This is a genomic window from uncultured Paraglaciecola sp. (assembly GCF_913020055.1).
Classification (GTDB): domain Bacteria; phylum Pseudomonadota; class Gammaproteobacteria; order Enterobacterales; family Alteromonadaceae; genus Paraglaciecola.
Map to the genome: position 1 here is coordinate 65,898 of NZ_CAJWCF010000002.1, position 14,705 is coordinate 80,602.

The following is a 14,705-nucleotide window of genomic DNA, read 5'->3' on the forward strand; positions in this document are numbered from 1 at the left end:
TAATCTAAACTTTTCTTATATTAAATTTAACAAACTATTAACACGATGCAAGATTTAATTATGTAATGCCTTACTCTTTTATATCTGGGAAACGTTAATGTCTGAACATGCAGAAGCTTTACAGGATATGCCTAACCGAGAATCACTCGAAGCGTTTTGGATGCCCTACACAGGGAATCGTTATTTTAAAGACAACCCTTTGATAGTGACGAGTGCCCAAGGATGTTACTTAACGACTCAAGAAGGTAATACAGTGTTTGATGGCCTATCCGGTTTGTGGTGCTGCGGCATGGGTCATGGCAGACCAGAAATTATCGACGCGGTGTCCAAAGGTATACAAACATTAGATTTTTCTCCGTCATTTCAGGTGGGTAATGATCTTGCGTTTAAAGTGGCTAACAAAGTAAAGGATTTAACCCCAGAAGGGCTGGATTATGTGTTCTTTACTAATTCAGGCTCTGACGCGGCGGATACCGCACTTAAAATGGCCCGTGCCTATTGGCGGCAAAAAGGGCAGGGTACTAAAACCCGTTTTATTGGTCGGGCACGTGGTTACCATGGAGTTAACTATGGTGGTATGAGCGTAGGGGGGATTGGCGCCAATAGGAAATTATATGGACAGGGAATTGAAGCCGATCATTTACCTCATACTTGTTTGCCTGAAAATCGATTTTCTAAAGGTCAGCCTGAGCAGGGGGTTGAGCTAGCAGATAGTTTAGAAGATTTGGTCGCCTTACATGATGCGTCAAATATAGCCGCGGTAATTGTCGAACCTATGTCCGGCTCTGGAGGGGTGGTGATCCCACCTAAGGGTTACCTGAATAAGCTCCGAGCAATATGTGATAAACATAATATTTTACTGATTTTTGATGAAGTGATTACTGGGTTTGGGCGAACCGGTCATGCATTTGGTGCCGATGCTTTTGGGGTAACGCCGGATATTATGACCTTAGCTAAAGGGTTAACTAATGGTTGTATCCCTATGGGCGCAGTGGTCAGTAGTAGTGAGATTTACCAAACCTTTATGCAAAATGGTGGTTCAGAATTCAATACCGAGTTTCCACATGGGTATACTTATTCAGCGCACCCAGTAGCTTGTGCCGCAGCATTGGCGGCGATGGATGTGTTTGAAAAACAAAACATGGCGCAAAAAGTCGCTGATCTATCCCCTTACTTTGAACAACAAATACATCAACTTAAAGGGCTTAAACATGTGGTTGATATTCGTAATTTTGGTTTGGCTGGTGCGATTGAAATAGACTCTTTTGCTAATGAACCCACTAAACGACCCTTTGAAATTTTTCGTCGATGCTGGGAAGCTGGTATGTTTGTAAGATGTGGTGGCAATACCGTTCAGTTAGCTCCGCCATTTATTAGCACTAAAGAGCAGATTGATGAATTGTTCAATGTGTTGAGCGATTCCATTGTGGCGACGAACTAGTCAATTAATTACCGAGACAAAATAGATGTTATTGATAAAAAACTTTATTGATGGTCAAGAATTTGATGACCAAAGTCGCTATCAGGATGTATTTAATCCTGCGACTGGGCAGGTTGTAGGACAAGTGACCTTGAGCTCTGCTAAGACAATTGAACATGCAGTGGCATGTGCTAAAGCCGCCTTCCCAGAATGGCGAGCAACACCTGCATTAAAACGTGCGCAAGTCATGTTTCGCTTTAAACAATTACTCGAATTACACAAAGATGAAATCTGCCAATTATTGACCACCGAACATGGCAAAGTCACAGATGATGCCATGGGAGAATTAACCCGTGGTATCGAGAATGTTGAATATGCCTGTGGCGCACCAGAATTACTAAAAGGCGAACATTCACGCAACGTAGGCCCTGGTATCGACAGTTGGTCTGAGTTCCAACCTTTGGGCGTGGTAGCGGGCATTACACCCTTTAATTTCCCTGCTATGGTGCCGCTTTGGATGTATCCAATGGCAATCGTTTGTGGTAATACTTTTATCCTAAAACCTTCTGAGAGAAATCCAAGTGCGCCTCTTTTTATTGGGAAATTACTTAAAGAAGCTGGATTACCGGATGGTGTGTTTAATATTGTGAATGGCGATAAAGAAGCGGTAGATGGGTTACTTCATTCTGCTGATATAGAAGCCATTAGTTTTGTTGGTTCGACACCTATTGCCGAATATATTTATAAAACCGGCGCGGCAAATGGCAAGCGAGTGCAAGCCTTAGGTGGAGCAAAAAACCATGCCATAGTGATGCCAGATGCCGACATTGATAATGCGGTTAATGCGTTGATGGGAGCCGCTTATGGTTCTTGTGGCGAACGTTGTATGGCCATTTCTGTTGCGGTGTGTGTAGGTGATAAGGTGGCAGATGAAGTGGTAGCTAAACTTTCTGCCAAGGTGAAAACCCTGCGAATTGGTTCGGGTATGGTCAAAGGACAAGAAATGGGGCCGGTTATCACTAAGCAGCAATTAGAGCGCATTTCTGGCTTGGTGGCTCAAGGCGTAAATGAAGGGGCCAGCTTAGTAGTCGATGGCCGTGACATTTCTGTTGAAGGTAATGAACAAGGATTTTTTCTAGGTGGATGTTTGTTTGATCATGTTCAGGCCGATATGACTATTTACCAAACTGAAATTTTTGGGCCCGTGCTTTGTGTGGTGCGAGTGGAAAATGTGCAGCAAGGCATAGATATGGTTAACAACCATGAATATGGCAACGGAACATGTATCTTTACTCGAGATGGTGAAGCCGCGCGTTATTTCTCTGATCATATTCAAGTGGGCATGGTGGGCATTAACGTGCCGTTACCTGTGCCGTCGGCTTACCATAGTTTTGGTGGTTGGAAACGTTCGTTGTTTGGTGATTTGTCAGCCTACGGACCAGATGCGGTAAGGTTTTATACTAGGCGCAAAACCATCTCACAGAGGTGGCCATCTTCAGGTGTAAGAGAAGGCTCTCAATTTGCCTTTCCGAGTTAGTCAAAAAAAATAAAAATAATTAAGATACTAGATTCGTTTAAAAAATAGCCATGCGGGGAAGTGATAAGTTTGAAACATACTATCCAATCAAATCGATTAGCAGATATCGAAATAATTGAAAATTTTACTGATATTGCGCCATTGCTCACTGAAAAGCAGGTGTTGGTTGCCAGTGAACGTTGTCTATTTTGTTATGACGCTCCTTGTATTAATGCCTGTCCAACGGCTATTGATATTCCATTATTTATTCGAAAAATTAATACCGGTAATGCCCATGGCGCCGCTAAAGAAATATTGTCGGCCAATATTTTGGGTGGCAGCTGCGCTAGGGTTTGTCCTACTGAAACCTTATGTGAAGACGCCTGTGTTCGAAATACCCATGAAGATGCCCCCGTGTCTATCGGTCGATTACAACGTTATGCCGTGGAACATCTTGATCCAGCCAGAGGTTATCCTTTCACTAGAGCCGAGGAGACAGGCAAAAAAATTGCTGTTGTTGGTGCAGGACCAGCAGGTTTAGCGTGTGCTCACAGATTGGCTCGAGAGGGTCATCAAGTCACTATTTTTGAGGCCGCAACTAAGCCAGGTGGATTGAACGAATATGGCATCGCTGAATATAAGTTGGTTAATGACTATGCCCAGCAGGAAGTAGAGTTCGTGTTACAAATAGGCGGTATCGAGATCCAGTATGAAAAAGCCCTAGGGCGAGATTTTACTTTGAAACAACTTAGAGATACCCATGATGCAGTATTTTTAGGTATTGGAATGGGTGATAGCAACGGATTAAATATTCCTGGTGAAGATTTAGCCGGTGTGGAAGATGCAGTGGATTATATTAGTGTTTTACGTCAAATAGATTCATTGGCTGAATTACCGGTAGGTCAGAACATAGTGGTGATTGGCGCAGGTATGACGGCCATCGATATCGCGGTGCAAAGTAAAAAATTAGGTGCTGGTGAAGTGACTATGGTGTATCGCCGGGATCAGCGAGCAATGGGCGCCTCTGTACATGAACAGGAATTAGCCCAAACCCATGGTGTACATTTTGTATTTAATGCCCAGCCAAAACAAATTTTAGGGGATGAAAATGGCGTAAACGCCATGCAATTTAATCGCACTGTTGTTAACGAACAGGGCAAGTTGGTCGCAACCGACGAGGTGATTCAGTTGCCTTGTGATTTAGTGTTCAAAGCTATAGGCCAAAAATTACATCCAGACTTTTTAGCGCAAGACAGCGAACGTCCTGCGTTATGTAAAAGTGGACGTTTTGCAGTGGACGCAACTTTCCAAACTTCTATTCCAAAGGTATACGCTGGTGGCGATTGTATTAAAGGTAAAGACTTAGTTGTTGAAGCTGTTGATCATGGCAACAAGGCAGCATTGACTATCCATCAGGTTTTGCAGCAGGAAGAAAAATACTAATGGCAGATTTATCCAGCGAATTTTTAGGTATTAAATGTATCAACCCTTTTTGGTTAGCGTCGGCGCCTCCTACTGACAAAGCGTATAATGTGGTGCGTGCCTTTGAGGCCGGGTGGGGCGGAGTGGTTTGGAAAACCCTAGGTGAAGATCCTGCACCGATTAATGTGTCATCACGTTACGGTGTGCATTACGGTCAAAATCGCCAAGTACTTGGCTTTAACAATATTGAACTGATTACCGATCGTTCATTACAAATTAACCTTGATGAAATTACCCAAGTTAAGAAAGACTGGCCAGACAGAGCCATGATCGTATCGCTTATGGTGCCTTGTGAAGAAGAATCTTGGAAAGCCATTTTACCTAGAGTAGAAGCAACCGGAGCTGATGGCGTTGAGCTTAATTTTGGTTGTCCTCATGGTATGCCAGAACGTGGTATGGGAGCGGCTGTAGGGCAAGTGCCAGAGTACATAGAAATGGTCACCCGCTGGTGTAAGCAGTATTGTTCACTACCGATTATCGTTAAGCTCACCCCAAATATTACTGACATACGTTTACCAGCAGAAGCGGCTTTGCGTGGTGGTGCGGATGCAGTGAGTTTAATTAATACCATCAATTCAATTACATCAGTCAATTTAGACACTATGTCGCCAGAGCCGAGTGTCGATGGCAAAGGAACCCATGGCGGATACTGTGGCCCGGCTGTTAAGCCTATTGCCCTTAGTATGTTGTCAGAGATTGCACGTAGTCCAGTTACCGCTAACTTACCGATTTCGGGTATTGGTGGCGTATCTAATTGGCGCGATGCTGCGGAGTTTATCGCGTTAGGCGCCGGCAATGTGCAAGTGTGTAGCGCTGCGATGTTATATGGCTTTAAAATCATCGACGACTTATGTGATGGCCTAAGCGATTGGATGGATCAAAAAGGGTATGAGTCTATCGACGATTTTTGTCGCATGGCTATTCCTAATACCACCGATTGGAAACACCTGAACATGAACTATAAACGGGTGGCGGTGATTGACCAGGACAATTGTATTCAATGTGGTCGCTGTTTTGCCGCTTGTGAAGATACCTCGCACCAGTCGATTTTGAAAACCGCTAAAGACGGTGGCAATGAATACACAGTGATTGAAAAAGAGTGCGTGGGGTGTAATTTGTGTCAGGTTACCTGTCCAGAGCCTAACGCCATAGCCATGGTTGATATTGATACAGGGCAGGAGCATTTGAGTTGGTTACATCACCCTGCGAACCCTTTTAGAGAAGCTAAGTAATTAATTAAAATAAGAATAATAATTTATGGAGAAAGTTTATGCCTAGAAATGTAATCAGTGGATTGATCCAATGTCACAATCCGATAAATGATGAATCGGTGCCGGTCAAAGATATTCAGCAAGCCGCCCTTGATCATCATATTCCTTTTATCGAAGAAGCCGGTAAAAAAGGTGTGCAGATCCTTTGTTTGCAAGAAATCTTCAATGGTCCATATTTTTGCCCGTCTCAGGATGTGCGTTGGTATGATGCGGCCGAAACTGTTCCGGGGCCGATGACAGATTTGATGTCTGAATATGCCAAAAAGTATGAAATGGTTATGATTGTGCCTGTATACGAATATGTGCAACCGGGTGTGTATTACAACACTGCTGCGGTAATTGATGCCGATGGTACCTATTTAGGCAAATATCGTAAAACTCATATCCCTCAAGTCGCAGGTTTTTGGGAGAAGTTTTTCTTCAAACCTGGTGATGCAGAATACCCAGTGTTCAATACTCGTTATGCCAAAATAGGGGTGTATATTTGTTACGATCGACATTTCCCTGAAGGCGCACGTATTTTAGGCTTAAATGGTGCTGAAATTGTGTATAACCCCTCAGCCACAGTGGCTGGTTTATCCCAGTATTTGTGGAAGTTAGAACAACCCGCACACGCTGTAGCTAACGGCTATTTTATGGGCTGTATCAACCGTGTTGGCACTGAAGCGCCTTGGAATATCGGTAAGTTTTATGGCACCAGTTACCATGTTAATCCAAGAGGTGAAATCATTGATGAGGCGTCAGAAGATAACGACGAATTACTTATCTCTACCCTTGATTTGGATATGATTGATGAAGTGAGAAAAGTGTGGCAATTTTATCGCGACCGCCGCCCAGAAACCTATGGCAAACTCACTGAAATTTAATAGTATGGGTACAAGAAGCTAGGTCGGGGAAGACATTAGGGGTTGTTGGCATATGAAAGGTCAATAGCCTCTGGCTTAAAAATAAGAATGGTGAGCAAATGAGTTGCTTAAACCATCACACTCAATTAATCGGTACTAAAGGGGATGACTGTTATGCAAGGGCAACAAAATGAGACATCTCTTTTAGTATCCACCACCCATGAAGTGGGTGAGTTTGTTGAGCTCAATGTCGCAGAGGATGTGCAAAATAGTCCTCTGTATAATCAAGATATTGCGCCTACAAAAATCGCTCAGCGAACATGGCACAAGGGTAACGTAGCTGCATTGTGGGTGGGCATGTCTATATGTGTGCCCACTTATACACTAGGTGGAGTGTTAACCGCTTACTTCGGTTTGTCTGTGCTTGAAGCCTTAATCACCATTTTGATTGCTAATATCATAGTGTTGATACCCCTTACATTGAACGCTTTTTCTGGAACTAAGTACGGCATACCGTTTCCGGTATTGTTGCGCTCATCCTTCGGTCTATATGGCTCAAATGTGCCCTGTTTGATTAGGGCTTTTGTGGCATGTGGCTGGTTTGGTATTCAGTCCTTATTTGGTGGTATTGCCTGTCATTTATTATTTTCAGCTTTTTCGCCTAGCTGGGCGGCACTAGGTAGTGCGGGTGAAGTGTATGGTTTCTTTCTGTTTTGGGCGCTTAATTTGTATGTAGTAATCAAAGGCGCCAATGCGATTAAACATTTAGAAAACTGGTCTGCGCCACTATTGTTGTTGGTTGGGGCGGGTTTGATGTTTTGGGCTTTACCGCAAATAGACTTAGGTGAAGTCTTAGCCACTAAAGCTAATCGTCCAGAGGCAGACTCTTCAGCGCCTTATTTAATGGCTGGGGTAACCGCTATGGTAGGGTTTTGGGCAACGTTGAGTTTGAATATTCCTGATTTTAGCCGTTTTGTTAAATCTCAAAAAGATCAAATTGTCGGTCAGGTGATTGGTTTGCCTCTGACGATGTTTTTCTTTGCTTCGTTAGGTGTGATTTTAACTTCTGCTTCTACTGTTTTAGTGGGCGAGACTATTTCCGACCCGATTAATCTGATAGGTAAAATAGACAGCCCATTGTTAGTGGGGATTGCTATGTTGTTGATCATTATTGCCACCTTATCAACCAATAGCGCGGCGAATATTGTGTCTCCTACCAATGACTTTCAAAACGTGGCGCCTAAATTAATTAGTGAAAAACGTGGTGTACTGTTAACCGGCTTAATCGGACTATTGATGATGAGCTGGGAGTTACTGAAAAAAATGCACTGGGTAGAATCAGATGTCAGTGTTGAATCTTTGTATTCTAATTGGTTATTAGGCTATTCGAGTTTACTTGGCCCAATAGCTGGGATCATGATTGTGGATTATTTTGTGATCAATAAACAACAACTCGATTTGGTCTCGTTATATTTGCGTGGTGGTAAATATGCCGATGTAAATATGCAAGGTATGATCGCCTTTTTTGTACCTGTTGCTATAACACTAATGACTTTGATGACCGGGTCTATGAGTTGGTTTTACAATTATGGTTGGTTTACCGGTTCTATTACTGGGGCAGCCATTTATTACTTGCTAAAAGTAAAACGAAATACCAATTTAGGGTAAGATAGCTAAGTTAACATCGCTTGTTATTAACCCATTTCCAATCATAGAAGTACGGATCACTATGTCAGATATTCAATCTAGTCTTGCGACTCTTTTGCAAAACATTCTTCCCGATTTTTTCCCAGATACCCAGCGTACTGCAAGATACATTGTGACCGAAGGTAAAACAGTTAATCTGAGTTTACCTTTTGTGTGCAACAGTTTATTGGGGGCAAAAGGAAAGTTTAGTCATCATCTAGAAAGTTTTGCCAGTACACATAAAGTCACGATAAAGCTGAGTTATCAGGTCCCATCTATCAAAGGGCAAAACCCTAAAGTAGTGAAAAATGTGATTGCGGTAGCATCAGGAAAAGGTGGAGTGGGTAAGTCGACTACTTCAATTAATCTAGCTGCGGCTTTGAGGCAAGAAGGCGCTAGGGTGGGGATTTTGGACGCGGACGTATACGGCCCTTCTGTACCGACTTTGCTTGGCACTAAAGATGTGCAGCCCGGATCTCCAGATAATAAAAATATCTATCCAGTGATGAGTAATGGTATACAGACTATGTCGATTGGGTATTTAGTCGATGAAGATTCAGCAACCATTTGGCGTGGGCCAATGGCAAGTAGGGCGTTTCAACAACTGTATAACGAAACTTTGTGGGATGAGTTAGATTATCTGATTGTCGATATGCCACCAGGTACCGGAGACATCCAGTTAACCTTAGCGCAAAATATGCCTGTATCGGCGGCTGTTATTGTCACCACACCTCAGGATTTAGCTTTAGCAGATGCCATAAAGGGCATTGCTATGTTTAACAAGGTGAATATTAATGTGTTGGGCATAGTCGAAAACATGAGTTATCACATTTGTTCTGAATGTGGTCATAAAGAGCATATTTTTGGTGCTGATGGTGGGCAACGTATTGCGCAAAAATATCAAACTGAATTATTAGCCCAATTGCCGTTAAACATACAGATTAGGGAGTTGGCAGACAGCGGTAGTCAATTTATGTTTAGCGAACAAGCTAATCCCGACATTCAGCAAATCTACCGTACTTTGGCGCGCAAATTATCTTACAAGCTTTCACAACAAGAGATGCAAGATCAGCAAATTATGGTGTCGAGCGTAAACTGAGTGAAGCCTAATGATGCCTGATAGACACCAAGCCATTTAACGGCTTGGTATGTCTAACGTGTAGGTTAAAATTTATTGGTAAGACGTTACTTCTATTGGTAAGAGACCACTTCAATTTCAATACCCTCTTCAAGGTCAAAATAAAAACGTTTGCCTGGTTCATAATCGCCATGATTGTATGCCACAAAACCACTGGCCTTGACCTTTCTTTCCGCCTCATCTAAATCATCCACAAGAATACCTATGTGATTGAGGTGGCTGATGGTTTTATTTGAGGTATCTGCCAGATGTTTTTCTTGATGGCTATACAGCGCAAGATAGGTGTCTTCGCCACCTAGATGAATAGTACGACCATTATCTTTTGCAGCACCGGCCCAACGGATTTTCCAATCAAATAGATGACTCAATATGCTGGCAGTCGCATCTGTGTCGCGGACCGTAAGGTTGATATGTTCAAGTTTACTTTGCATAGGATTTTCCTTAAGAAGGTTGTAAGAATAGTTAACTTGAACAGCACTTTAATACCTCAAGTTAGCTTGAGGTAAAGTGTTTATTTAGAATTTTTACATAAATTTGTAATGAGAGTAATTGTTGGTACTTTAATGGACAATTCTTTAGGTTGGTTGGTATAAAACCTTATTCCACAAGCAAGGGTAGCTTGTTTTCAACATCAATCCATTTTTCGGCATCGTCTGGTGCGGTTTTTAGTTCTGTAATATTAGGCCATATTTCTGCTAAATCGGCGTTTAATTTAAGATAGTGTTTTTGCTCATCGGGTAAGTCAGTATCTTGATATATGGCTTCTACAGGGCATTCAGGCACACAAAGTCCGCAGTCAATGCAAATATCTGGATGAATGACTAAAAAGTTCTCACCTTCATAAAAGGCATCGACTGGGCAAACGGGTACACAGTCGGTAAATTTACATTTGATGCAGCTGTCAGTGACGACAAAGGTCATGGTTGTGGGTATCTATGTTTTATCTTTGGCATTACGGGGATCATAAAGTAGCTCAAGAAAAAAACAAGAACAGTGTTATACCAATTGGTGTTTCATTCAATGTGGAATTTACCTATGTTCTGTATTCTATCTGACATAAAATACCCCAGCTCTCGAATTGCAGGGCTTCGCCGAATACCGGTGAGATGTTGATGTTTGATCATTGGAAACCCTATGTTGCGTTTAAACGAAGTAAAATTACCCTTAAATCATGATGAAGACGCTTTACCCGCCGCTATTTTGCAGAAACTGGGTATTGCCTCAGAAGATATGTTGTCTTTCGAAGTGTTTAAACGTGCTTATGACGCCCGTAACAAAACAGATATTTTACTGATTTATACGCTGGATATTGAAGTGCTTAACCAAGATGAGCTGCTAGCTCAGTTTGCCAATGACCCTCATGTTCGCGAAACACCAGACATGACTTATCAATTTGTGGCTAAGGCGCCGCAAAATCTTAGCACCCGCCCCGTGGTCATTGGATTGGGGCCATGTGGATTATTTTCTGCCTTAATACTAGCGCAAATGGGTTTTAAGCCAATAGTGTTAGAGCGGGGTAAAGCAGTACGTGAACGGACCAAAGATGTGTTTGGTTTCTGGCGAAAGAAACCCCTTGATACTGAATCAAACGTGCAATTTGGCGAAGGTGGGGCTGGGACCTTTTCTGATGGAAAATTATATAGTCAAATCAAAGATCGCAAACATTATGGGCGTAAGGTTTTAAATGAATTTGTAGCGGCCGGTGCACCAGATGAAATTTTATATGTGAGCAAGCCGCATATTGGCACTTTTAAATTGGTCAATATGGTAGAGAAAATGCGCGCGCAAATTACCGAGTTAGGCGGTGAAATTCGATTTAGTACTAGGGTTGATAAAGTCGACATTCAAGACGGACAACTTAAAGGCTTACATTTATCTAGTGATGAATATTTACCTTGTGAATACGCCATTTTGGCTGTCGGGCATAGCGCTCGGGATACCTTTGAAATGTTATATGAACAAGGTGTATACGTTGAAGCTAAACCATTTTCAGTGGGCTTTAGAATAGAGCACGAACAATCAATGATTGATGAATGTCGCTTTGGCGATAATGCTGGTAACCCCATTTTAGGCGCTGCGGATTATAAGTTAGTGCATCACTGTAAAAATGGACGTTCGGTCTACAGTTTTTGTATGTGCCCCGGAGGCACAGTAGTGGCTGCTGCGTCTGAAGCGGGCAGAGTAGTGACCAATGGCATGAGCCAATATTCCCGTCATGAACGCAATGCGAATAGCGCGATAGTAGTAGGAATAACCCCAGAGAAAGATTACCCAGACCATCCATTAGCCGGGATTGCATTGCAACGTAATTTAGAGGAATTGGCTTATAAAGTTGGCGGTGAAAACTACCATGCACCTGCTCAGCTGATTGGCGATTTTTTACAAGGTAAATCCAGTGAGAAATTAGGTGATGTGAGTGCGTCTTATACACCAGGCATCACTTTGACCGACTTATCCAAAGTAGTGCCAAACTTTGTAATTGAAGCTATTCAGGAGGCAATCCCTGCCTTTGACAAAAAAATAAAAGGCTTTGCTAAAGCAGATGGATTGTTGACTGGAGTGGAAACACGTACTTCATCACCTATTTGTATTAAGCGTGGTAAAGACTTCAACAGTATCAATACTCATGGTTTATATCCCGCAGGTGAAGGAGCGGGTTATGCCGGTGGAATTTGGTCTGCTGGTATTGATGGAATAAAAGTTGCTGAGGCGCTAGCGTTAGATATGTTAGCCCGACAACCAATAGACTAATGACAGACATTGAAACATTCCAGAAATTTACATAAAGACAGTTATCCGCTAGCGCAGTTGGTGCAAAGTTATCCTGCATTGCAGATATTCATCTTAACTAAGCCGGATGGTGGGCAAAGCATAGATTTTGCTAATCCAAATGCTGTAAAGGCGCTTAACGCGGCATTATTGGCGGACTACTATAAAATACAGAATTGGGATATTCCAAAGGGCTATTTATGCCCACCCGTGCCAGGTAGAGCCGATTACGTACATTATTTGGCTGACCTACTAGCAGAAGATAATAGCGCAGTGGTACCTATTGGAAAGTCAATAAGAGGCTTAGATATTGGTACTGGGGCCAATGTTATTTATCCAATTATTGCCAATCGCTCCTATGGTTGGAAAATGGTGGGTACGGATATTGATCCTATTTCGACTAAATCGGCCAGTACTATCATTGACCTAAACCCAGTTTTAACCGGTAACATTGATATTAGGCTGCAACAAAACCAGCAGCATATTTTCACTGGTGTAGTAAAGGCCGATGAGCAGTTTGCATTTTGTATGTGTAATCCGCCTTTTCATCAATCAGCTGAGCAGGCTAAAGCTGGTTCACAACGTAAAGTTAAGAACCTTGCCAAGAACAAGTCAAAACGAGGTTCACAGCAATCGCCACCTTCGCCAAATACAACTCTCAATTTTGCAGGGCAGTCGAATGAACTGTGGTGTGAAGGTGGCGAGTTGAAATTTATTCAGCTAATGATCCTTGAAAGCAAAGAATATGCCCATCAAATCACATGGTTTAGCAGCTTGATTTCTAAAAAAGACAATCTAACGCAAATTTATAAAAGTTTGCGTAAACAAGGTGTGACTGATGTCAAAACTGTCGAGATGGCACAAGGGCAAAAAGTCAGCCGTTTTGTGGCGTGGCGTTTTTAAACAAAATTTAGCAGGAGACAGGGCTAAAAATGAGTGATTTAACTGAAAAACAAAAAATGCTACAAGGTCTTGAGTATTTCCCTAGTGATAAGACATTACAGAAAGACAGAGCTAATGCTAAAAGGCTTTGTCAGCAGTTTAACCAATTTGATATTGATAATAGAAAGGGCAGTCGAAAAATCATTAAAGCATTATTCGGCCACTGCGCTGGCGCTTGGATAGAGCCCAATTTTTATTGTGATTATGGTTACAATATTTCTGCTGGTAAGAATTTTTATGCCAATCATGGTTTAGTCATATTAGATGCTGCACCTGTCACTTTTGGTGATGATGTCATGCTCGCGCCCGGTGTGATGATTTCAACATCCACTCACCCATTGAATGCGGTCAAACGTAACAAAGGTATTGAAACTGCTAAACCAATCAATATAGGAAATAGTGTTTGGATTGGCATGGGCGCTAAAATATTAGAAAGTGTGAATATTGGTGACAATGCAGTGATTGCTGCAGGTTCGGTGGTGAATAAAGATGTTCCAACTAATACGGTAGTGGCAGGTGTACCAGCCAAAGTAATAAAAACCATCTTGAATTAAGTAAGGTTAAAGGGATAAGTAAATAAACTGAAGTGCAGCAAATTGAAAATAAAATGAACGGATATTGAAACATATATATTTTTTGTTTTGTAATAACTAAAAGCATAAGCAACGCCCATTATTGAGGCAATAATAGTGTAGGTTTGACCTCCAGGAAAATGAGCCAGACCAAACAAAACGCCGGACAGTAGAATACTGACATATTGCCAATATGTTTTGGCACTGAGCTGCTGAATTCTCTGCTGCACAAAACCGCGAAAAAAAGCTTCTTCTACAAAACAGGTAAAGAATAAATTGGTAATCATCCAGCCTAGCAAAATGCTAGAAATTTTAGGATCGTAGCTGATTAACCCAGAATATAAGCCCAAACCAAAACTCAAAACCAAACAAACTGATACTACCCCCAATACGACTAGCCCCTTTTTTAGGCTAAATGATTTTGCCTGAGGCACGACAAAAGCCAACAATAAAACGCCAAGGAGCGCTTTATCTATATTTAGGTATTTTGTGTATTGAGGAGCATTTTCGCTGACAGGGAAGTTATCGATTAAAATAGGATTATTAAAGCCAGGTACAAGATGTAAAAGTATCAACACAGAACTGATGAAAATAACGCATCCGTTAAAGAACGTTAGTTTTTTGTCTTGGTTATATTTGAAATAATAAGCACTTAAACACAAGATCAAAACACAAGGCACGGCACTTAGATTGAGTAAATCTATACTTAGCCCTACCAACACTGTCAGTGTTATTAAGCTAAGTATGATTCTATTTGAAGCATATCGTCCAGCAATGAGTGCTAATAAAACAAGCAAAAAAATAGCGCCTGTTCCAAGATTGAAGGTCATGCTAAACAATTCAAAAGTTTGTTGCATAAGGATTTAAATTACCTTTTGGCTAGACCTATGCTTTTGCTAAAGCATGACTTAATCCATTAAATGCCCATCTTTAATTGAATTTCAATAATGAGCAACCAAATTGTTGCATGTCGAGCGATGTATATCCGTTGTAATAATACCTTAAAATAGAGGTGTTTAGACTGAAAAATGAACACTCAGTGCGCTAACACCAATTAAAACTTG

Annotated in this window: 13 protein-coding genes; 10 read left to right on the forward strand and 3 right to left on the reverse strand. The window is 41.8% G+C overall.

Annotated features, from left to right (window positions below):
• Positions 1-97 precede the first annotated feature (97 nt).
• From QZ488_RS00880 to apbC, 7 genes are all read left to right on the forward strand, one after another.
• Complete coding sequence (locus tag QZ488_RS00880; protein ID WP_293745739.1) at positions 98-1,441, forward strand: aspartate aminotransferase family protein; 1,344 nt, start codon at positions 98-100, stop codon at positions 1,439-1,441.
• Between the two features lie 25 nt (positions 1,442-1,466).
• A complete protein-coding gene (locus QZ488_RS00885) occupies positions 1,467-2,957 on the forward strand; it encodes a CoA-acylating methylmalonate-semialdehyde dehydrogenase (RefSeq protein WP_293745740.1) in 1,491 nt (496 codons plus the stop codon).
• A gap of 69 nt (positions 2,958-3,026) precedes the next feature.
• The gene (locus QZ488_RS00890; protein WP_293745741.1) at positions 3,027-4,379 is read left to right on the forward strand and encodes an NAD(P)-dependent oxidoreductase; all 1,353 of its coding nucleotides are present in this window, start codon (positions 3,027-3,029) and stop codon (positions 4,377-4,379) included.
• Positions 4,379-5,650: an NAD-dependent dihydropyrimidine dehydrogenase subunit PreA gene (gene preA / locus QZ488_RS00895; protein WP_293745742.1), complete on the forward strand. Its 1,272-nt coding sequence runs from the start codon at positions 4,379-4,381 to the stop codon at positions 5,648-5,650. Before QZ488_RS00890 ends, preA begins: the two co-directional genes overlap by 1 nt.
• A gap of 38 nt (positions 5,651-5,688) precedes the next feature.
• Positions 5,689-6,555, forward strand: coding sequence for a nitrilase-related carbon-nitrogen hydrolase (locus QZ488_RS00900; RefSeq protein ID WP_293745743.1), 867 nt, complete (start codon positions 5,689-5,691; stop codon positions 6,553-6,555).
• 153 nt (positions 6,556-6,708) lie between these two features.
• Positions 6,709-8,202, forward strand: coding sequence for an NCS1 family nucleobase:cation symporter-1 (locus tag QZ488_RS00905; RefSeq protein WP_293745744.1), 1,494 nt, complete (start codon positions 6,709-6,711; stop codon positions 8,200-8,202).
• A gap of 61 nt (positions 8,203-8,263) precedes the next feature.
• On the forward strand, positions 8,264-9,319 hold the full coding sequence (apbC, locus tag QZ488_RS00910; RefSeq protein ID WP_293745745.1) for an iron-sulfur cluster carrier protein ApbC: 1,056 nt from the start codon (positions 8,264-8,266) through the stop codon (positions 9,317-9,319).
• Positions 9,320-9,411: 92 nt separating this feature from the next.
• On the opposite strand, the gene QZ488_RS00915 is transcribed toward apbC, so the two are convergent.
• Positions 9,412-9,789, reverse strand: coding sequence for a VOC family protein (locus tag QZ488_RS00915; protein WP_293745746.1), 378 nt, complete (start codon positions 9,787-9,789; stop codon positions 9,412-9,414).
• A gap of 166 nt (positions 9,790-9,955) precedes the next feature.
• The gene (fdxA, locus tag QZ488_RS00920) at positions 9,956-10,279 is read right to left on the reverse strand and encodes a ferredoxin FdxA (protein ID WP_293745747.1); all 324 of its coding nucleotides are present in this window, start codon (positions 10,277-10,279) and stop codon (positions 9,956-9,958) included.
• Between the two features lie 213 nt (positions 10,280-10,492).
• On the opposite strand from fdxA, the gene QZ488_RS00925 reads away from it, so the two are divergent.
• The 3 genes from QZ488_RS00925 to QZ488_RS00935 are packed head-to-tail and all read left to right on the forward strand — an operon-like array spanning position 10,493 to position 13,623.
• Positions 10,493-12,109, forward strand: coding sequence for an NAD(P)/FAD-dependent oxidoreductase (locus QZ488_RS00925; RefSeq protein WP_293745748.1), 1,617 nt, complete (start codon positions 10,493-10,495; stop codon positions 12,107-12,109).
• A 9-nt stretch (positions 12,110-12,118) separates the two neighbouring features.
• On the forward strand, positions 12,119-13,030 hold the full coding sequence (gene rlmF / locus QZ488_RS00930; protein WP_293745749.1) for a 23S rRNA (adenine(1618)-N(6))-methyltransferase RlmF: 912 nt from the start codon (positions 12,119-12,121) through the stop codon (positions 13,028-13,030).
• A 29-nt stretch (positions 13,031-13,059) separates the two neighbouring features.
• Positions 13,060-13,623 carry a sugar O-acetyltransferase gene (locus QZ488_RS00935; protein ID WP_293745750.1) on the forward strand — a complete coding sequence of 188 codons (564 nt, stop codon included), beginning with the start codon at positions 13,060-13,062 and terminating at the stop codon, positions 13,621-13,623.
• Here the strand turns inward: QZ488_RS00935 and QZ488_RS00940 are convergent.
• Positions 13,620-14,498: a CPBP family intramembrane glutamic endopeptidase gene (locus tag QZ488_RS00940; RefSeq protein WP_293745751.1), complete on the reverse strand. Its 879-nt coding sequence runs from the start codon at positions 14,496-14,498 to the stop codon at positions 13,620-13,622. The genes QZ488_RS00935 and QZ488_RS00940 overlap by 4 nt on opposite strands.
• Between the last annotated feature and the right edge of the window lie 207 nt (positions 14,499-14,705).

Coding starts and splice junctions, on each gene's coding strand:
- QZ488_RS00880 (WP_293745739.1), top strand. CDS start 98: ATGTCTGAACATGCAGAAGCTTTACAGGATATGCCTAACCGAGAATCA.
- QZ488_RS00885 (WP_293745740.1), top strand. CDS start 1,467: ATGTTATTGATAAAAAACTTTATTGATGGTCAAGAATTTGATGACCAA.
- preA (WP_293745742.1), top strand. CDS start 4,379: ATGGCAGATTTATCCAGCGAATTTTTAGGTATTAAATGTATCAACCCT.
- QZ488_RS00900 (WP_293745743.1), top strand. CDS start 5,689: ATGCCTAGAAATGTAATCAGTGGATTGATCCAATGTCACAATCCGATA.
- QZ488_RS00905 (WP_293745744.1), top strand. CDS start 6,709: ATGCAAGGGCAACAAAATGAGACATCTCTTTTAGTATCCACCACCCAT.
- apbC (WP_293745745.1), top strand. CDS start 8,264: ATGTCAGATATTCAATCTAGTCTTGCGACTCTTTTGCAAAACATTCTT.
- QZ488_RS00915 (WP_293745746.1), bottom strand. CDS start 9,789: ATGCAAAGTAAACTTGAACATATCAACCTTACGGTCCGCGACACAGAT.
- fdxA (WP_293745747.1), bottom strand. CDS start 10,279: ATGACCTTTGTCGTCACTGACAGCTGCATCAAATGTAAATTTACCGAC.
- QZ488_RS00925 (WP_293745748.1), top strand. CDS start 10,493: ATGTTGCGTTTAAACGAAGTAAAATTACCCTTAAATCATGATGAAGAC.
- QZ488_RS00935 (WP_293745750.1), top strand. CDS start 13,060: ATGAGTGATTTAACTGAAAAACAAAAAATGCTACAAGGTCTTGAGTAT.
- QZ488_RS00940 (WP_293745751.1), bottom strand. CDS start 14,498: ATGCAACAAACTTTTGAATTGTTTAGCATGACCTTCAATCTTGGAACA.